The 19151-nt window shown below is 38.8% G+C and carries 15 protein-coding genes, 1 other RNA gene and 1 other annotated feature (1 of these 17 cut by a window edge); of the genes, 13 read left to right on the forward strand and 3 right to left on the reverse strand.

From position 1 onward, the window contains the following. Positions 1-22 (forward strand) — a binding site (T-box leader); it begins 211 nt to the left of the window's first position. Positions 23-112: 90 nt separating this feature from the next. The 4 genes from hisS to AB1H92_RS06270 all read left to right on the forward strand — a co-directional run bounded on the left by hisS (position 113) and on the right by AB1H92_RS06270 (position 4308). Then, a complete protein-coding gene (gene hisS, locus AB1H92_RS06255) occupies positions 113-1390 on the forward strand; it encodes a histidine--tRNA ligase (protein WP_115361428.1) in 1278 nt (425 codons plus the stop codon). Between the two features lie 7 nt (positions 1391-1397). Beyond that, positions 1398-3164, forward strand: a complete 1767-nt coding sequence (gene aspS / locus AB1H92_RS06260; RefSeq protein WP_115361426.1) for an aspartate--tRNA ligase — start codon at positions 1398-1400, stop codon at positions 3162-3164. Between the two features lie 70 nt (positions 3165-3234). Beyond that, positions 3235-3421, forward strand: a non-coding RNA gene (gene ssrS / locus AB1H92_RS06265) — 6S RNA. A gap of 119 nt (positions 3422-3540) precedes the next feature. After that, the gene (locus AB1H92_RS06270; RefSeq protein WP_115364092.1) at positions 3541-4308 is read left to right on the forward strand and encodes a ThiF family adenylyltransferase; all 768 of its coding nucleotides are present in this window, start codon (positions 3541-3543) and stop codon (positions 4306-4308) included. A 284-nt stretch (positions 4309-4592) separates the two neighbouring features. Here the strand turns inward: AB1H92_RS06270 and AB1H92_RS06275 are convergent, their stop codons facing one another. From AB1H92_RS06275 to AB1H92_RS06285, 3 genes are all read right to left on the reverse strand, one after another. Beyond that, the gene (locus AB1H92_RS06275; protein WP_115361424.1) at positions 4593-6194 is read right to left on the reverse strand and encodes a long-chain-fatty-acid--CoA ligase; all 1602 of its coding nucleotides are present in this window, start codon (positions 6192-6194) and stop codon (positions 4593-4595) included. Positions 6195-6393: 199 nt separating this feature from the next. Next, positions 6394-7578, reverse strand: coding sequence for an NADP-dependent malic enzyme (locus AB1H92_RS06280; protein ID WP_115361422.1), 1185 nt, complete (start codon positions 7576-7578; stop codon positions 6394-6396). A gap of 281 nt (positions 7579-7859) precedes the next feature. After that, positions 7860-8510, reverse strand: a complete 651-nt coding sequence (locus AB1H92_RS06285; RefSeq protein ID WP_166739488.1) for a LytTR family DNA-binding domain-containing protein — start codon at positions 8508-8510, stop codon at positions 7860-7862. A 187-nt stretch (positions 8511-8697) separates the two neighbouring features. Here AB1H92_RS06285 and aceA point away from each other — a divergent pair, with 187 nt between their 5' ends. The 9 genes from aceA (at position 8698) to AB1H92_RS06330 (ending at position 18970) form a co-directional block, all read left to right on the forward strand. Beyond that, positions 8698-9981 (forward strand): isocitrate lyase, encoded by a 1284-nt coding sequence (gene aceA / locus AB1H92_RS06290; RefSeq protein ID WP_115361418.1) that lies wholly within the window; start codon positions 8698-8700, stop codon positions 9979-9981. 172 nt (positions 9982-10153) lie between these two features. Further along, positions 10154-10282 (forward strand): protein YhfH, encoded by a 129-nt coding sequence (gene yhfH, locus AB1H92_RS06295; protein WP_115361416.1) that lies wholly within the window; start codon positions 10154-10156, stop codon positions 10280-10282. A 74-nt stretch (positions 10283-10356) separates the two neighbouring features. After that, entirely contained in the window at positions 10357-12540 is a 2184-nt protein-coding gene (locus AB1H92_RS06300) for a malate synthase G (RefSeq protein WP_115361414.1), read from the forward strand. A gap of 200 nt (positions 12541-12740) precedes the next feature. After that, complete coding sequence (locus tag AB1H92_RS06305) at positions 12741-13136, forward strand: CidA/LrgA family holin-like protein (RefSeq protein WP_115361412.1); 396 nt, start codon at positions 12741-12743, stop codon at positions 13134-13136. A 1-nt stretch (position 13137) separates the two neighbouring features. Next, the gene (locus tag AB1H92_RS06310) at positions 13138-13824 is read left to right on the forward strand and encodes an LrgB family protein (RefSeq protein ID WP_115361410.1); all 687 of its coding nucleotides are present in this window, start codon (positions 13138-13140) and stop codon (positions 13822-13824) included. Between the two features lie 108 nt (positions 13825-13932). Beyond that, the gene (locus AB1H92_RS06315; protein WP_243835736.1) at positions 13933-15555 is read left to right on the forward strand and encodes a methyl-accepting chemotaxis protein; all 1623 of its coding nucleotides are present in this window, start codon (positions 13933-13935) and stop codon (positions 15553-15555) included. 428 nt (positions 15556-15983) lie between these two features. Beyond that, positions 15984-16205, forward strand: coding sequence for a UPF0236 family transposase-like protein (locus AB1H92_RS06320; protein ID WP_115361408.1), 222 nt, complete (start codon positions 15984-15986; stop codon positions 16203-16205). Between the two features lie 693 nt (positions 16206-16898). Continuing rightward, complete coding sequence (locus AB1H92_RS06325; protein ID WP_115361404.1) at positions 16899-17828, forward strand: MBL fold metallo-hydrolase; 930 nt, start codon at positions 16899-16901, stop codon at positions 17826-17828. Positions 17829-18091: 263 nt separating this feature from the next. Then, positions 18092-18970, forward strand: coding sequence for a patatin-like phospholipase family protein (locus tag AB1H92_RS06330; protein WP_115361402.1), 879 nt, complete (start codon positions 18092-18094; stop codon positions 18968-18970). The last annotated feature ends 181 nt before the right edge of the window (positions 18971-19151 follow it).

Consider the following 19151-nt stretch of genomic DNA (forward strand, 5'->3'; position numbering starts at 1 on the left):
CTATTAGGCTCTCGTCCCTTGCAATATGCAAGGGGTGGGAGTCTTTTTTGTGCTTAATAATATGTAAGCAAATCCACCTACTATGATGGTTTTTAATGAGAGGAGAATATTGATGAATTTTAAAGTCCCTAGAGGTACACAAGACATTTTGCCAGCTGAAACATGGAAGTGGCAACAAGTAGAACAAATCATACGTGAAGTATGTGATGTTTATCGGTATAAAGAAATTCGAACGCCAATCTTTGAACAAACAGAGTTGTTTCAAAGAACAGTTGGGGACACAACTGACATCGTTCAAAAAGAAATGTATACATTTACAGACCGTGGCGATCGTTCGCTCACGCTACGACCTGAAGGCACTGCTTCAGTAGTACGATCGTTTATTGAAAATAAAATGTTTGGTTATCCTGACCAACCAGTGAAGTTGTACTATTCGGGGCCAATGTTCCGTTACGAGCGTCAACAAGCTGGACGATACCGTCAATTTGTTCAATTTGGTGTCGAAGCAATTGGCAGTAACGACCCCGCAATTGATGCAGAAGTAATTGGATTAGCAATGGATGTGTATAAACGTGCTGGTCTTTCAAAATTAAAGTTGGTCATTAACTCATTAGGAGATACAGCTTGCCGAAGTGCTCATAAGACGGCTTTAATTGAACACTTCACACCGCATATTGATGAGTTCTGTTCAGATTGTAAAACGAGATTAGATAAGAATCCACTTCGAATATTAGATTGTAAAGTAGATAGTAACAATCCACTCATTGCTTCGGCACCTTCTCTTTCAAATTATTTAAATGAAGAATCGGTTGCTTATTTTGAAGCGGTGAAAGGTTATTTAGAAGATGCAGGTATTGAGTTTGAAGTAGATGCAAATCTTGTTCGCGGCTTGGATTATTACAACCATACTGCATTCGAAATTATGAGTACTTCAGAAGGATTTGGAGCGATTACAACACTTTGTGGTGGCGGTAGATACAATGGTTTAGTTGAAGAAATTGGTGGACCTACTGCACCAGGTATTGGTTTTGCAATGAGTATCGAACGTCTTCTTCTCGCGATGGAAGCAGAAGGTGTTTCATTTGAAGTAGCGCCTACACTGGATGTGTATGTGGTGACATTGGGAGAGCGTGCAAAACGTGCTGGCGCGAAGGTGTTAAGTGCACTGCGGACAAATGGATTACGTGCCGACATGGATTACACGGATCGTAGAATGAAAGCGCAAATGAAGTCAGCTGACCGTCTAGAAGCGAATCATGTCATCGTAATTGGTGATGAGGAAGTAGACGAAGATGTTGTGATGTTAAGGAATATGGCAACGAGACAGCAGGAAAAAATTTCTACGGCTGAAGTCGTACAAAAAATATTACAAGCGGATAAGGAAGGCTGATGAAAACATGCAACGTACACATTATTGCGGAGAAGTGACAGAAAGAGATATCGGTTCAAAAGTAACCTTAAAAGGTTGGGTGCAAATTAGAAGAGACCTGGGCGGTTTAATTTTTATTGACCTTCGGGACCGTACAGGACTCGTTCAGACAGTTTTTAATCCCGACCTTTCTAAAGAAGCATTGGCAACTGCCGAAAAAATTCGTAACGAGTTCGTCTTAAGTGTTACTGGAAAAGTTATTGCTCGCGAAGAAAATCAAAAGAACCCAAATATGAAAACAGGTTCAATTGAAGTGCAAGTAGAAGAAGTAACAATCATTAATAAAGCAAAAACACCGACATTTACGATTGAAGATGAAACAGACGTTAGTGAAGAAATTCGTTTGAAATACCGTTATTTAGATTTAAGAAGACCAAAACTGGCGCGCACGTTCAAAATGCGCTCGGATATTATGCGTACAGTGCGCAACTTCTTAGATGATGAAGGCTTTTTAGAAGTGGAAACACCTATTTTAACGAAATCAACACCAGAAGGCGCACGCGACTATCTCGTCCCGAGCCGTGTTCATGCAGGCGAATTTTATGCGCTACCGCAATCACCACAATTATTTAAACAAATGCTAATGGTTTCTGGTTTTGACCGTTACTATCAAATCGCGCGTTGTTTCCGCGATGAGGATTTACGTGCGGATCGACAACCAGAATTTACGCAAATCGATATGGAAATGAGTTTTATGTCTATCGATGAAATTATCGAGCTAAATGAGCGTCTTATGCAAAAAGTGATGAAAGATGTTAAAGGTATTGATATTGAGATTCCATTTAGAAGAATGCCATACGACGAAGCGATGGCCCGTTTCGGTTCAGATAAACCGGATACACGTTTTGCAATGGAATTAACGGACGTTTCAGAGGTCGTTAAAGACGCACCATTTAAAGTATTTAGTGGCGCTGTTGCATCTGGGGGACAAGTAAAGTTAATCAATGTGAAAAATGGTGCGGCTGATTATTCTCGTAAAGACATTGATGCATTAGGAGAATATGCAGGGCTCTACGGTGCTAAAGGACTTGCTTGGTTAAAAGTAACAGAAGAAGGACTTACTGGACCTATTGCAAAGTTCTTTGAAGGCGATATGGAAAAAGCATTAACGGAAGTTGCTGAAGCGGAAGCGGGTGACCTGTTACTCTTTGTTGCGGATAAAAAGAAAGTTGTTGCGGACGCTTTAGGTGCGCTACGAGTAAAACTCGGAAAAGAACGCAATCTAATTGATGAGTCGAAATTTGATTTCCTATGGGTGACGGAATGGCCGTTATTTGAGTACGATGAAGAAGATGGGCGATATTATGCCGCTCACCATCCATTTACAATGCCTGCCAATGTAGAGCAATTAGAATCGAACCGTGATGAAGTAAAAGCGCAAGCCTATGACCTCGTTTTAAATGGTTATGAACTTGGTGGAGGTTCACTTCGTATTTATCAACGTGAAGTTCAAGAGAAAATGTTTGAAGCACTTGGATTCACAGAAGAATCTGCACGAGAGCAATTTGGATTTTTACTTGATGCATTTGAATACGGAACACCGCCTCACGGAGGCATTGCATTCGGACTAGACCGTATTGTGATGATTCTTGCGGGGGCAACCAATTTACGAGATACAATTGCATTCCCTAAAACAGCAAGCGCAAGTGATTTGCTAACAAATGCGCCTGATGAAGTGGACAATGCTCAATTGGCTGAACTTGGCATTAAAACAGCAAAATCTAGTAAAGAATAAATGGAATTGTGAGTTAATTTAAAGAAAACGTTTGAACTTCATTTTGAAGTATGGTAATCTATATGTAATACGAATCCTGAAGTGTTCGTTATTTGAAAGTCTGTTTTGACCCAACACTTCTATCGTAGGGAGTTTGTATTTTAGGATGTATGACATGCCTTTTTTAAAAAAAGGACGTCAGAAATTCTAAAGAGAACACCCACCTGCCGAACGCAGGTTCAAAACGATATTACAAAGACGGCACATTTGGGATTCGTGCTTATGATGAAACTTAATCCTCTCTGTGTAATATATACGGAGAGGTTTTTTAGTGGAGAAAATATTTCACTTTGGTTATGAAACGGATCATTGTTCTAATGGAAAGGCGGAATTACTTTTGTTGCATCAATTTTCAAGAAATGAACTCGCCATCGGTACAGAAGGCGTAGCAAGAATGCGCGATAAAACAGTCGCTATTTTAGGTGTGGGAGGCGTTGGTTCTTTCGCAGCAGAAGCATGTGCAAGAAGCGGGATTGGGCGTATTATTCTTGTAGACAAAGATGATGTCGATATTACTAATATTAATCGACAGCTCGTTGCTTATTTATCAACGGTAGGTCGTTCTAAAGCCGAAGTAATGAAAGAACGTATCGCGGATATTAATAAAGATTGCGAAGTTATTGCGCTTCATATGTGGTATACAGAGGAAACAGCCGATGAATTTTTTGCTTATCAACCTGACTATGTCATCGATGCTTCAGATACGATTAGTTATAAAATTCATCTAGCGAAAGAATGCATTGCCCGAGACGTAAAGATAATTTCTTGCATGGGGGCAGCCAATAAGATGGACCCGACTCGGTTACAAATTGCAGACATTTCAAAAACACATACAGATCCTTTAGCGAAAGTGATTCGCTTACGACTACGTAAAGAAGGAATTAAAAAAGGACTGCCTGTCGTGTTTACTGATGAAAGTCCTGTCGTCATTCGAGAAGAGATTGCTGATACAGTCGGTAATCCTGATGCGCCGATTCGTAAAGCAGAAATGCCTCCCGCGTCAAATGCATTCGTACCATCCGTTGCTGGGCTAATTTGTGCGAGTTGGGTAATCAATGATATTGTGGCGGACATACCCATTCAGCGTGTTAAAGATAAAAACTAAAAAAATGAACCCTTTTTCTCAATTTTATTGATGATAAGGGGTTTTATTTTTTATGGAAAATATAAAATAATGTTTTCATTCATCGAATTAGAGGGCAGTGTCTCTAAAGAATGAGAAAACGCTACATTTGGTGTGGAAAGGCTCAAAAGTGCATTACTAAAGATTCCTTGGTGGGTTCTATTCAGTAGAAGGATGAAGAATTAGAAGTTATAAAGGAGTTCAACAAGTCGCAAACCGTTGAACTCTTTTAGTTTTCAGTGAAATTAATTGCATATCTGCGTATATTAGTTCACGAATCGCCCAGTTGTTGTTGGATTGGCTTCCCAATACTCATTTCTTAGTTGAACTTTTTGTATTTTACCAGAAGCTGTTTTTGGCAATTCATCAATAAAAGTGATGCTAGTGACTGCTTTAAAATGGGCAAGTTTAGAACGTGAAAAAGTAATGACTTCTTCCTCAGTTAAAGTATGTCCGTCTCTTAGAACAATATAGGCATGAGGCGTTTCTCCCCATTTTTCGTGAGGGACTGCAATAACAGCGGCCTCTAGAATAGAAGGATGTTCGTAAAGAACGCCTTCAACTTCAATGGAGGATATATTTTCTCCACCTGAAATAATAATATCTTTTTTGCGGTCCGTAATGTCAATGTGACCAAATTCATCTATGGTACCCATATCCCCAGTATGTAGCCAACCATTTTGAATGGCTTCTTCAGTCTCTTCCTTGTTTTTCCAATAACCTTTCATAACACCATGACCATAGACAACAATTTCACCAAGTGAATGACCATCATGTGGAACCTCATTGCCGCTTTCATCAACGACACGGACATCGCTTCCAATCATTGGATAACCGGCTTTTGCTTTTAATCGAACTTTTTTCTCTTCTGTTAAATGTTCTTCCGTTGAACGTGAAGCTGAAGTTAATGTTAGTGGTGATGTTTCTGTCATCCCGTATACTTGGATAAACGTCCAACCAAGTTCATCTTCAACACGTCGGATAAACGCTGGAGGTGGTGCAGAGCCAGCAATTACAACTCGAACATTTTCACCAGTCTCCGGTTTCTTTTCATCATGAAGCTGTAGAAGTGAGTTTAAAACAGTGGGCGCCATATGGACGGCTGTCGCCTTGTGCTTATAAATCGCATCGAAAATTTTAGCTGGAGTTGCTCTGCGTAAACAAATATGTGTCGCACCATTTGCAGTGTAATAAAAAGGTGATCCCCAACCATTTACGTGAAACATCGGTAATACATGTAAATAAATATCGTCATCATGCACGCGAAGGTGATGCATCGCTGATAAAGCGTGTAAGTAATTGCTACGATGAGTCAACATAACTCCTTTTGGATTACCTGTTGTACCGCTCGTATACAATAAGCTACAAACATCGAATTCATCAATAGGGGCACGTTCAAACTGATTTTCAGGAAACGAATTAAGCCATTTATCATAACTAATTTCGTTAGAAGTGTCGTCACCATAATGAACGATAATTGTTTCTACGGTTTCTAATTGATGTTTAATAGGTTCGATTAAAGTTAGCATATCTTGATCAACAAAAAGTACTTTTGATTCGCTGTGATTTAAAATAAATACATAGTCTTCTGGTTTCAATCGAATATTTAGTGGAACCATCGTCGCACCGAGTTGAAAGATTCCATAAAAACCCTCTAACATTTCAACGGTATTTGGCGCGAGATAGGCCACTTTATCTCCTTTTTGAACGCCAAGAGAACGAAGGCCATGAGAAAGTTGATTCACCCGTGTTGCTAGTTCTTTGTACGTAAAAGTTCGACCTTCTTCATAATCAATGACTGCACATTTCTCCCCATAGACTGTCACTGCACGATCTAAAAAATGTAATAGATTCATTGGAACATACATCTACATCACCCCAAAGTTATAATATTCTTTCTATTAGAACCGATTATATCATAGAACTTTGTAGAATTGTCAGACTTTCTATATAATCCCATAATTTAAATAAAATGTTAACTAGATGATACCAAGGCATAATTGATTATGGAAAAACGAGTGAATTTCGCAGTAAGTTGATGTCGAATTCACTCGTTATCGCGTTTATTTATTTTTGCAAGGATATTTGAGCAACACCTGTTTGAATGGCTGCCTCGCTCACAGCTTTTGAAACAGCTTCTACAACTCTTGAATCAAAAGGATTAGGAATAACATAGTCTTCATGTAGCTCAGCAGGCTCTATTAAAGCTGCAATCGCTTTCGTTGCGGCTAGTTTCATCTCGTCATTAATATCGGTTGCTCGCACATTTAATGCACCTCTAAAAATACCTGGGAAAGCTAATACATTATTTACTTGGTTCGCAAAATCAGAACGTCCCGTTGCGATGACTCTAACGCCGAACTCTTTCGCAATGTCTGGAAGGATTTCAGGCATTGGATTAGCAAGTGCAAAAACAATCGGTTCATCATTCATCTGATCAATTAATTCTTTTGTTAAAACATTGGCAACAGAAACTCCGATGAACACATCTGCATCTTTTAAAGCATTTTTTAAATCGCCTGTTTCATTTGAGCGATTTGTAATTTCAGCAATAAATTCTTTTTGCTCATTCATACCATGTGGGCGTTCTTTATAAATAATACCTCTTGAATCGCACATAATGATATTCGTTACGCCAAGTGAAAGGAGCAATTTAGTAATTGCAATCCCAGCAGCTCCTGCTCCATTGACAACAACTTTGATATTTTCAATTTCTTTATTGACCAACTTTAATGAGTTCATTAGTCCTGCCGAAACAACGATAGCCGTTCCGTGTTGATCATCATGAAACACTGGAATTGAACATTCTTCTCTTAAACGCTCTTCAATTTCGAAACAACGAGGTGCTGAAATATCTTCCAAATTAATACCGCCGAATGTAGGACTTAGAACTTTGACAGTACGAATAATTTCTTCTGTATCGGTCGTATCTAAGCAAATTGGAAACGCATCAATATTTGCAAATTTTTTAAGGAGTAATGCTTTCCCCTCCATAACAGGTAAAGCAGCTTCGGGACCAATGTCACCGAGACCTAAGACAGCTGTCCCGTCCGTTACGATGCCAACAAGATTGCCTTTCATCGTATAGTCATACACATTTTTTGGTTCATTATGAATTTCGACACATGGATCAGCGACGCCAGGCGAATACGCTAAACTTAGATCGACTTGATTTTCAAGGGGTACTTTTGATTGAATCTCCATTTTCCCTTGATGCTTTCGATGTAATTCAAGAGCAGTGACATTTTCCATAATTAAGTCCTCTTTTCGATTGATTTTCTATATCCCAAATTGGAATTCAACTCATTTTTTTACTGTTGTAAATAGTGTAGGCGTTCCGGTAAATAGTTAAACAGATGGTACGTTAAATGAGTGTTTAGATTTATAATTTTTAACACATTTGAAGAATAAAATCAACCCTAAGAGATTCCGAGTTTTTTAAATTAAAAGACAAACAGCTACTTAAAGATTACCTCTATAGAAGGAATAAAATAAGCCCATTATTGGAGTAGTATTTATATTTATTAAAAAAATTAAAATCCGAGCTTTTTGCGAATATGTGTTGAATAAGATTGACTGACAGGTAATACGGTACCGTTTTTTAGGGTAATCAACATGTTTGATGAAAAATCACGAGAAATTTCTAAAATATGTTGAATATTTACGATGTAAGAACGATGAATGCGTAGAAAGAAATCCGGCAATTTTTCAATTAAATCTTTTAATGTATACATAGATTGATAGGCTATGTCATTTTTATAAAACCAAGTTTTCTTTTGTAAACTTTCAATATGTGATATTTTGTCAACTGCAATTGGGTGCCAACAGTCTTCATTCCTGCCAGTTAAAAAAGTCATTGGTTCTTTATAAAGTGAATGATGATTAGGAGGGAAACTCACAAGGAGGACTCCTTCTATATCATCTACTATCACTGGATAACCAATCCCGTAATAGGAAGAGCTGTTTTCATCACCTTGCATGTACTTTTCAACTTTACTTTTCTTTTTTAATACATCATGCACAATGCTGTTAGCGTCAACTGATTGACCAACTACAGCTCGGATGTCATGCATACCAGGAACATAATACAAATAGCGTCCATTGGCTATAACTGCAACCGAGGCTTCTCTTGGTAACCATTCTTTTAAAATACTTACATATTGTACAGCCGCATCAATTCCCATTCCACTTTTCCCCCTTAATTGTTCAATCTTATTCATCCTACTATAAGCTGTTTTGTCGCGGAATAGTCTGTTCTATCTAAATAGTATGACAAAAAGAAGATTCTGTTATAGATTAGTATACAAGAATTAAATCTGTTGTAAAACAGTTTAATCAAAATATTTTTTGATTTTTGGGAGGATGAGTTGGATGACAAAAAGGAAAGAGCAAGCAAAACAGTTAGAAGAAATGTGGGCGACTGACCCAAGATGGAAAGGAATCAAACGTAATTACAGCGGTGAGGATGTTGTAAAATTAAGAGGTTCTCTTCAGATTGAATATACGCTAGCGCAAAAAGGTGCAGCTCGTTTATTTAAATCAATTCATGAGGAAGACTTCGTCAATGCACTTGGTGCACTAACTGGAAACCAAGCTGTTCAACAAGTAAAAGCAGGTTTACAAGCAATTTACTTAAGCGGTTGGCAAGTAGCAGCAGATGCGAACTTAGCTGGTCAAATGTACCCGGACCAAAGTTTATATCCAGCAAACAGTGTTCCAAAAGTTGTAGAGCGAATCAACCAAGCACTTCAACGAGCAGACCAGATCGACCACGCAGAGGGCAGAGAAGATGGGTTTGATTGGTTTGCACCAATCGTCGCCGATATGGAAGCGGGCTTTGGTGGTCCTTTAAACGTTTTCGAATTAATGAAGGGCATGATTGAAGCGGGTGCGGCTGGTGTCCACTTGGAAGACCAACTGGCTTCAGAAAAGAAATGTGGTCACTTAGGGGGGAAAGTATTACTTCCAACACAAAACGCGATTCGTAATCTAACAGCCGCACGCCTAGCAGCAGATGTTCTTGGTGTTCCAACTGTGATTATCGCACGTACGGATGCGGATGCTGCAGATATGGTTACGAGCGATATTGACCCAGTAGATCAGGAGTTTATTACAGGGGAGAGAACACCAGAAGGTTTCTTCCGCACGCGTGCAGGGATTGACCAAGCGATTTCAAGAGGACTCGCTTATGCACCTTATGCCGATTTAATTTGGTGTGAAACATCAACGCCGAATCTTGAAGAAGCAAAACAATTCGCGGACGCAATCCATGCTGAATATCCTGATAAATTGCTTGCTTACAACTGTTCACCATCATTTAACTGGAAAGCCGCTTTGTCTGATGAAGAGATTGCAAATTATCAACGTGAACTTGGAAAACTTGGCTACAAGTTCCAGTTCGTAACATTAGCAGGCTTCCACTCATTAAACCACAGTATGTTTGAATTGGCACATGAGTATAAGGATAACGGCATGGCAGCTTACTCTAAGCTACAGCAAGCTGAATTTGCGAGCGAATCAAAAGGATATACAGCAACGAGACACCAACGTGAAGTTGGAACAGGTTATTTCGATGATGTAACACAAGTTATTTCAGGAGGAACATCCTCAACAACTGCAATGACAGGATCAACTGAAGAAGCGCAATTTGTTTAAGTTTCTTTGTAAAGGTGTAATCCTTTCTAAATTATGAGTATATAACTTTGATCGTAGGCGCTTTACTAGAGGGAAGTCGGAGCGGAAGACTTCCCTACGCGCCAACTATTGATTGAAAAATAAAAAACTTATTCCCTTGTGTGGGGAAATAATAAAAACGGAGGAGATTAATATGAAAAAAACTGAGATGGTTAGAATGGCACAGGAAAAAGAATGTCCAGAATGCGGAGAAAGATATATTGAAAAAATTGAATCTGTTGTTTACGAATGCGAACGCTGTATCGGTAGACATGAAGAGTGAAGAAAACATACGTCTCTATATCGAGCATAATGATATAGAGACGTTTTCATACGAATAAAATGGGGGAGTATTCAATGGAAAACTATGTGCAAGTAAATGACCTAAAAGTTTCAGAAATTCTTTATGATTTTATTAACAACGAGGCATTACTAAATTCTGGTATTGAACAAGTGGATTTCTGGGGACGTTTTAGTGAGGTTATTCATGAATTAACGCCAGAAAATAAACAGCTATTGCTTGAGCGTGAAACATTCCAAAAGCAAATAAATGATTGGCATAAAAAAAATACAGGCACGATTGTGTTAAAACAGTATAAAAATTTTCTTGAAGAAATTGGTTATTTAGAGTCTAAAGTTGAAGATTTTAAAGTTTCAACTAGAAATGTTGATGATGAAATTGCCAATCAAGCAGGGCCACAACTTGTCGTACCGGTTAACAACGCTCGATATGCCCTGAATGCTGCGAATGCAAGATGGGGGAGCTTATATGATGCGCTTTATGGCACGGATGTTATTCCAAGTGATAATGGGCAAGAAGTTGGAAAACAATACAATCCGGTTCGTGGAAATGCAGTTATTTCTTATGCGAAGAATTTTTTAAATCACACAATTCCTTTTAAGGATACAGAACATCATCAAATCCAAAGCTATTTTATTGAACAAGGTGCTGTCTATGCGAAAACAGAAGACGGTCAAACAACTTCTTTAGAAAACCCGTCACAGTTTAAAGGGTTTCAAGGCCTTTCTACAAAACCAACTGCTCTTTTATTCGTCAATAACGGGCTTCATGTTGAAATTCAAATCGATCGCAATCACCCTATTGGAAAGACGGATCCAGCAGGTGTGAAAGACGTTTATTTAGAGGCCGCACTTTCAACAATTATGGACTGTGAAGATTCAGTCGCAGCTGTAGATGCGGAAGATAAAGTAGAGGTTTATCGAAATTTATTAGGTCTGATGAAAGGGAATTTAACTTCATCTTTTGAAAAAGACGGTCAAATGATGACAAGATCTTTAAACCCAGACCGTTTATATAAAACGCCATCAGAAGAAAAGTTGGAATTACGTGGCAGGTCCCTAATTTTCATCCGCAACGTCGGCCATCTAATGACTAATCCTGCTGTGTTAGATAAAAACAACGAAGAAGTTTATGAAGGCTTATTGGATGGTGTTATCACATCACTGTTAGCCCTCCATAATTTTGACGAGGACAATACATTTAAAAATTCCCTATATAATTCTATCTATATTGTAAAACCAAAAATGCATGGCTCAAAAGAAGCCGCGTTCGCGAATAAACTATTTAACCGTATAGAAGATATGCTCGGTTTGGAACGATGCACGATAAAAATTGGGCTCATGGACGAAGAACGCCGCACTTCTTTGAATTTAAAAGCTTGTATCCGTGAAGTGAAAGATAGAATTGCATTTATTAATACAGGCTTTCTAGATCGTACAGGTGATGAGATTCATACGTCTATGGAAGCAGGCGTTATGACTCGTAAAAATGACATGAAAAAGACAACTTGGTTAAAAGCTTATGAACAGTCCAATGTAGGCGTTGGGATACAATGTGGTTTACATGGTCATGCGCAAATTGGAAAAGGCATGTGGGCAATGCCAGATAAAATGGCACAAATGCTAGAAGAGAAAATAAATCACCCACAAGCCGGAGCGAACACAGCTTGGGTTCCTTCCCCAACAGCAGCCACTTTACATGCCCTACATTACCATCAAGTGAATGTCCAAGAAATCCAGAAAAAAATTACGCATTCTGATGACATACAAGAAGCCATCTTAGAAGTTCCTTTAGAAAATAAACCAAATTGGCGCCCGAAAGAAATTCAAGAGGAACTCGATAATAACGCTCAAGGAATTTTAGGGTATGTTGTGCGTTGGATTGACCAAGGGGTCGGCTGCTCAAAAGTGCCAGATATTAATGATGTAGGCCTTATGGAAGACCGTGCAACATTACGAATTTCCAGTCAGCATATTGCGAATTGGTTGCATCACGGCATTTGTACAGAAGACCAAGTGCATGAAACGATGAAGCGAATGGCGGTAGTAGTAGATGAACAAAATAAAGAGGATACCTCGTACCGCCCGATGGCCCCAAACTTTGGCGAATCAATCGCTTTCCAAGCAGCTTGCGAATTGGTGTTCGAAGGATTGAATCAGCCGAATGGCTATACAGAACCGATTTTACACAAGCGTCGACTTGAGGCGAAAGAGAGATTTCATTCAGTAGTAAATAAGTAACGATTCGAAAATTTACTATATCCGACCTTTATGTGCTAGGCTAGGCTAATCTTGAAAAAGATTCTAGACCTAGCCTTTTTCTATTGATAAAGTATTAAGGTGGTCGTATTTAATTTTAGTATAACGAATGATGAAATGGACTTACATATCGCTTTAAATTGATAATCTATTGTTTCAACTGTGTGAAAGGGTGATTGTGAATGAAAAAAATACTAGATATCCCGCTTAAAAAAATATTTCTTATCATTATCCAAATAGCGGGCTTATATCTATTAAGTGTATTAGGGGAGTTTATCTCTAATTTGTTAAGCTTATCGATACCTGGAAGTATTATTGGGCTATTACTATTATTGGTCGGATTACATTTACGTATCATTCCAGAATCGTTTATTCAGGAAGGTGCAGGGTTATTATTAATAATTTTACCACTTTTCTTCATTCCAGCGACCGTTGGGATCGTCCAACATCCAGAATTTCTTTCGGTAAAAGGGATTTTCCTAATACTAATCGTCATGATTAGTACCTTCTTAACGATGATTGTCGCGGGACGAATGAGTGAATGGTACGAAAAGAAGCAAGTAAAGGAGGAATCCTAATATGCAAAACTTATTAACGCCAATCATTGTGATTATTACGACGGTAGGTTTATTTTTGATGATGAGGCGTTTATACGGTCGTTATCCAAATGCTGTTTTCCATCCAATGTTAACGACAACGACCTTGATTTGTATAGGACTATTACTATTTAATATTCCTTATGCGGATTATATGAAGGGCGGGAAGTGGATTGAACAATTCTTAGGTCCATGTGTGGTCGCACTTGCCTATCCTTTATACAATCAAAGAAAGATTATGATGCAATATAAAAAAGTAATACTACTAGGCATCTCATCGGGCTTAATTACCGCGATGGGGAGCATTATCTTTTTTGCAAAATTATTTAAAGTTGAAGAAGAAATTGTCTATACCATTATTCCTAAGTCAATCACAACACCTGTTGCAATTCAGATAAGTGACACAATGGGAGGCATTCCATCTTTAACGGCTATTTTTGTCATGATTGCTGGATTTAGTGGAATTATTGTCGGCCCTTACGTGATGAAATACACAGGAATTGAAAGTCGATTAGGAAAGGGGCTTGCGTTGGGCAGTGCATCGCATGCCTTAGGCGTTGCGAAATCAACTGAATACGGAGAACTGTCACTATCTATGGCATCAGTTGCGATGACGCTTAGTGCAATCATTGGCTCGTTGATTGGTCCGCTTCTCGTTTTGTTCGTGTAGCGTGTAAGAAAATTGTCACATTTCTACTAGGCACCTTGACTCATTTGGAGTGTGTTGAAATAGATACATAGTTTATGGAACTTTTTTCACGTACGAGGAGGCAGGGGTTTGAAAAACACATTAACATTTCAGTTAGGCGCAATAATTGTTGGTATCATGATTGCGATGTTGGCGATTTCATCTTTCGCTACCTATAAAACAGCTTATGATAAATTATATGACGCGGCTGGGGTAGAAGCATATGGTTGTGCGAACATCACGACAGGATTAATTGAACCAGGTGATATTGTCAAAATTAAAAATGGCGATACAAATACGATGGAAACAGTTGGAAAGCAATTAAACTGGACGACTGCACATAAAGATATCTTTGAAACGCAATACATCATTGACTTAGACGGTAATCTGCTTGCTATGGATGATCATTTAGCGGCAAAAGGATTAAAAGTAGGAGATGCGATTCCAATAGATGATGAAGCGATTTCTACATTGTTAGAAACGAAGCATCCAACTTATTCGCAGCCTTATGAGTTTGCAGGTATTGAACGTTTATCAGGATATGCACCGATTTTTGAAAATCATGATTCATCTGGTGATGTGATTGCCATTAGTGTCATCGATTTTGATAATGCGATAGTTGCTGAAAGAACCTGGGACGTTGTTCGAAATGGCGTTTTAATCAGCTTAATTCCTATGGTGATTGCAGCAAGTATTACAATCTACTTAATTAGACGGAAAACAAGTCAAATTTCTTCGCTCATAAACCATGCAAGAGAAATTGCAGATGGGAATCTAGCAATTGAAGATACTGTTGTGAATAGTAGAGATGAAGTTGGCGATTTAGCGCGTACGTTAAATATGATGACGGCTAATTTGCGTAATATAATTGGAACGATGAAGACAACCGCGGTTCAATTGACCAAAAACTCATCAGAAACGGCCATGTCATTAAATGAAATGCATGATGCGATTCAGCAAGTTGCTGCGAATATGAGCGACGTCACGATTTCAATCTCAAATGGAACCGCAAATGCTGAGCATGCCTCATCCATTTTGGGAACATTGGCGGATAATATTCAAGCATCTAAAGTTACTGCGGATCGTTCTGTAGAAAACTCTAAAGCAACGATGCAAGTTGCAGAAAATGGCCAACAAAGAGCAAATGAAATTAACGAAGACATGGAGAAAATACGGACGGAATCAGTTGACTCTGGAAACACGATACAAAATCTCATAGAGTCCACAACAAAAATTCAAGATATTACAAGTACAATCGCGGGAATTGCCGCACAAACAAACTTGTTGGCATTGAATGCTTCCATTGAGGCAGCGCGTGCGGGAGAGCATGGCCAAGGGTTTGCTGTTGTTGCTGAAGAAGTTAGAAAGTTAGCGGAACAATCCAATAGTGAAGTACTCGAAGTTGAGAAATTAGTTGCTGATATTACTGCCCATATACAGCAAGTTGTCTCTTCAACAGAAGAAAGTACAGCACTTATTGAATCTGGTACGAATACGGTTCGTTTAACTGCTGAATCGCTCAGTCAAGTCGCTCAAGCAGTTTCTAAAACCGTAGAGGAAATTAGTTCACTATCTGCATCAACAACGATAGAAGCAGAAAGTTCGGAACAAGTTGTTCAGTTGATTAGCGAGTTGACACGTGAAATTCACACAATAGAAGATATGTCGATGAATATATCGGCTGCAACGGAAAGAAACGACAGCATCGATTGATGAAGTGACAAATCGTTCTATGGATACAAATGATCTGGCATTACAATTAGAACAAGTTGTCAGTCGTTTTAAACTATAAATACAAGAATCATCATAGAGAGAAAAATGAACATGCCTCCGTATTTTATAGGGGGCATGTTTTTTTATTAAGGAATTCTAGTGTGATAAGCGCGGGGGTTTGTGGGCGAATGAAAATCCATAACATAATTAATCTCCGTTCCAATCGGACGCTTTCCGCGGGCACGGCTTCAATCTCCTCGTCGCTTCGCTCCTGCGGGGCTTTCAGCTCGCGCTGCTCCCGCAGGAGTCGCCGATTTCCACTCCGATTAATTGGTGTGCACATGGAATAAATTGAATTTTATGCATGAAAAAAGGCTCTCTTCTTGTATAGTGAAGTTTGCACACACACACTCCAGGATAGAACCCACATGATTAAAAATAACACGAAGTTACCCACACCAAGATCTTTTAACAAAATCTTAGATCGCTTTCACGTCGCGAAAGATTTAAAATCTGTTTTTAAAGAACACCCTAGATGGCACTCCATTCGTATCAAGCTTGCCAAATACAACATAGAAGGTTTAATGACGGAGCTTAATAGTGCTGTTGGTAAATTGGAAGATGCTGATTTAATACGGCAATATCCCTAGTACCTAGAAGTACTTGGCGATTACCGAAAATGGCTTATTGAACAAGTATAGATACAAGTGCCATGCGTCCAATGGTGGCATCAGAAGCAACTATGCGCGTGATTGCGAAAAGATTAAATAATGGCAGAAGCTAGAATGAACAAGGCATCCAAGCATCTATTCAGCTTATGGTTGCCTTAAAAGATGGGTTAGATATAAAAACTTTACGTAGGAATGATGAAAAATAAACTTGAAACTTTCTTACTTGCAAAAAGCAACTAGAAAGCCTGTTTCTTGAGCTATAAAGGGATTACAGGGATTTTGAGATAACAAAGTTATTACTAAAGAAAGTTATGTAAGTTATTTATGTTTATAAAAACTTATGTATAAGGAATCTCTGTTGATTGTAGTGCAGAGCGGCGACTCCAGTGGGATTAGCGTGACAGGTGAGACCCCACAGGAGCGCGGTTTTCGCGACGAGGAGGCTCACCGCACGCCCTACGGAACGCGTCCGCTCGGAACGGAAATCAACATGGTTTATTTGGCGTTTTTAAAATCGGAATACTTAACTATCCAAGAAGAGAAAACCTCTGATTTAAAATAGTACCCACAAAAACTTGACTCAATCTAAGCGCGTGGAATCTATCTGAATAGTTGATTTCGTGCTATACTATGAATGAATATTCAATCAACGGTGTTAAGGGGGCATGAAGAATGGTTGAGCAGCAGCGAGTAGAACTAATTGATGGTTTTGATTTAGGTATTGAACATCGAACGGGAATCTATGTGATTAATGAGCGTGATTTAACGATTGTTGAAACAGGTCCAAGTCCATCCGTTCAACATATTCGTGTAGGATTAAAGCGGCTTGGGCATACTCTAGCAGATATTAAGTATATCATTGTGACCCATATCCATTTAGATCATGCAGGCGGTGCAGGGTTATTGTTGGAGGAAAGCCCAAATGCAACTGTTGTTGTACATTCGAGAGGGGCACGCCATCTTGCGCAGCCAGAAAGACTGATTGCAGGCGCAAAAGCAGTATATGGAGATAAATTTGACGAACTATTTGATCCGATTTTGCCAATCCCTGAAGAACGTCTACTCATAAAAGGGGAAGGGGATACATTAACGATTGGCGAGGCATGTACATTACAATTTTGGGATACGCCGGGACACTCCAATCACCATCTTGCCATTTATGATCCAGTCAGTAATGGCATGTTTACAGGAGACACCGTCGGTATCCGCTATGAACAACTTATAGACGATGGCGTTCAACTTTTCCTTCCATCTACATCACCGAACCAATTTAACGCACATGCAATGCAACACGCAATTGACCGAATGCGAGTGATGAATCTGGATTACTTATATTTTGGACATTATGGATATACGAAAGACGTTGAGGAAGCATTAAACCAAGTGGAAGCATGGTTACCTATCTTTGTGAAAGAAGCGGGTGCTGTTTATTCGGAAGGAAAAGATTACCACGCACTAAGTGCTCGTTTATTTGCGAAAGTGCAAAATCATTTGCGACATCAAAATATTTCAGATACCCATGATGTATATGGCATTATTAAGCTCGATATGGATGTTAGCTCAATGGGATTAATGGAATACGTAGCAAAACAACCTAGGTGAATTTGCGGGCGTCATTTAGGTGAATAGTGATGAAGGAAGCGTTTAGGACAACCGTTTATCCAAATGTATTTTGGATAAACGGTTGTTTTATTAATTTGTGAAATATTTATTAGCGCAAACCTAAACAATTAGTGTTATAAAATCGCCTCAAAAGGAAAATTAGCGTTGAAGTGCTGTAAATTTTGTTATTCCAGTTAAAAGTTCTATTTTACTACGTCTTCACTTATATTAGACCAATGGTAGATGAAAGGAAGAGAACTTTCATGTTAATCGACGGCGTATTTTCCGGTGGAGGGTTAAAAGGATTTGCATTAGTTGGCGCATACAGCGTTCTGGAAGAGAAAGGCTATCGTTTTAAACGAGTTGCAGGAACAAGTGCCGGTGCTATTCTGGCAAGTTTTATTGCTGCAGGATATACAGCAAAAGAAATTGAAAAATTATTAGATGAACTCGATCCAATAACCTTACTCGATCCACGGAATACAATACTTCCTATACCTTTTATGAAATGGATACGGCTTTATTGGCGACTTGGACTCTATCAAGGAAAGGCGTTAGAAAAATGGTTCTTTGAAAAACTGGCCAACAAAGGTATCTATTCATTTGCAGATTTACCTGCCGGGACATTAAGGCTTATCGCATCCGACTTAACAAATGGTAAAATGTTGGTGCTTCCGGATGATTTAGAAAGTTATGGTGTAAAACCAGAAAGTTTTCCAGTTGCACGTGCTTTGCGAATGAGTTGTGGCATTCCTTTTTTCTTTGAACCGGTAAAGATGAAAGTAGCTACAGATGACACGATTATTGTTGATGGAGGCGTGCTGAGTAATTTTCCAATGTGGCTATTTGATGGCGATGCTGGAAAAAGAGAGCGTCCTGTTATTGGACTAAAATTAAGTAGGAGTAAAGAAGAAGTGGGCGGACATGAAATATCGAATGCATTACATTTATTTGAAGCATTGTTTTCTACGATGAAGAATGCCCATGATGAACGGTATATTTCCCGAGAACATGAAAAAGATGTCGTTTTCATACCCGTTGAAGGTTTTAGTGCAACCCAATTTAATTTAGAAGATGAAACGAAAGCAGAACTAATGAAAATAGGAAGAGAACGAACGTTAAAGTTTTTAGAATTTTGGTAACTATGCAACGTGAGCATAATCTTGATTCAATGCAAGATCATGCTTTGCTCTCTCTCTATTCGGTCATGCTGTAGTCTAATTTAAATTGAAAGGATGAGAATTTGAGGCGTGTACTATGCATTTACGGGGCTACAATTTTTATTGGTGTCCTTCTTGGTATGTTGGTCACGTATTTAATGAT

Source organism: Sporosarcina pasteurii, assembly GCF_041295575.1.
Lineage (GTDB): Bacteria > Bacillota > Bacilli > Bacillales_A > Planococcaceae > Sporosarcina > Sporosarcina pasteurii.

Coding starts and splice junctions, on each gene's coding strand:
- AB1H92_RS06320 (WP_115361408.1), top strand. CDS start 15,984: ATGATTAAAAATAACACGAAGTTACCCACACCAAGATCTTTTAACAAA.
- yhfH (WP_115361416.1), top strand. CDS start 10,154: ATGAAAAAAACTGAGATGGTTAGAATGGCACAGGAAAAAGAATGTCCA.
- AB1H92_RS06305 (WP_115361412.1), top strand. CDS start 12,741: ATGAAAAAAATACTAGATATCCCGCTTAAAAAAATATTTCTTATCATT.
- hisS (WP_115361428.1), top strand. CDS start 113: ATGAATTTTAAAGTCCCTAGAGGTACACAAGACATTTTGCCAGCTGAA.
- aspS (WP_115361426.1), top strand. CDS start 1,398: ATGCAACGTACACATTATTGCGGAGAAGTGACAGAAAGAGATATCGGT.
- AB1H92_RS06275 (WP_115361424.1), bottom strand. CDS start 6,194: ATGTATGTTCCAATGAATCTATTACATTTTTTAGATCGTGCAGTGACA.
- AB1H92_RS06310 (WP_115361410.1), top strand. CDS start 13,138: ATGCAAAACTTATTAACGCCAATCATTGTGATTATTACGACGGTAGGT.
- AB1H92_RS06325 (WP_115361404.1), top strand. CDS start 16,899: ATGGTTGAGCAGCAGCGAGTAGAACTAATTGATGGTTTTGATTTAGGT.
- aceA (WP_115361418.1), top strand. CDS start 8,698: ATGACAAAAAGGAAAGAGCAAGCAAAACAGTTAGAAGAAATGTGGGCG.
- AB1H92_RS06330 (WP_115361402.1), top strand. CDS start 18,092: ATGTTAATCGACGGCGTATTTTCCGGTGGAGGGTTAAAAGGATTTGCA.
- AB1H92_RS06285 (WP_166739488.1), bottom strand. CDS start 8,510: ATGGGAATTGATGCGGCTGTACAATATGTAAGTATTTTAAAAGAATGG.
- AB1H92_RS06280 (WP_115361422.1), bottom strand. CDS start 7,578: ATGGAAAATGTCACTGCTCTTGAATTACATCGAAAGCATCAAGGGAAA.
- AB1H92_RS06300 (WP_115361414.1), top strand. CDS start 10,357: ATGGAAAACTATGTGCAAGTAAATGACCTAAAAGTTTCAGAAATTCTT.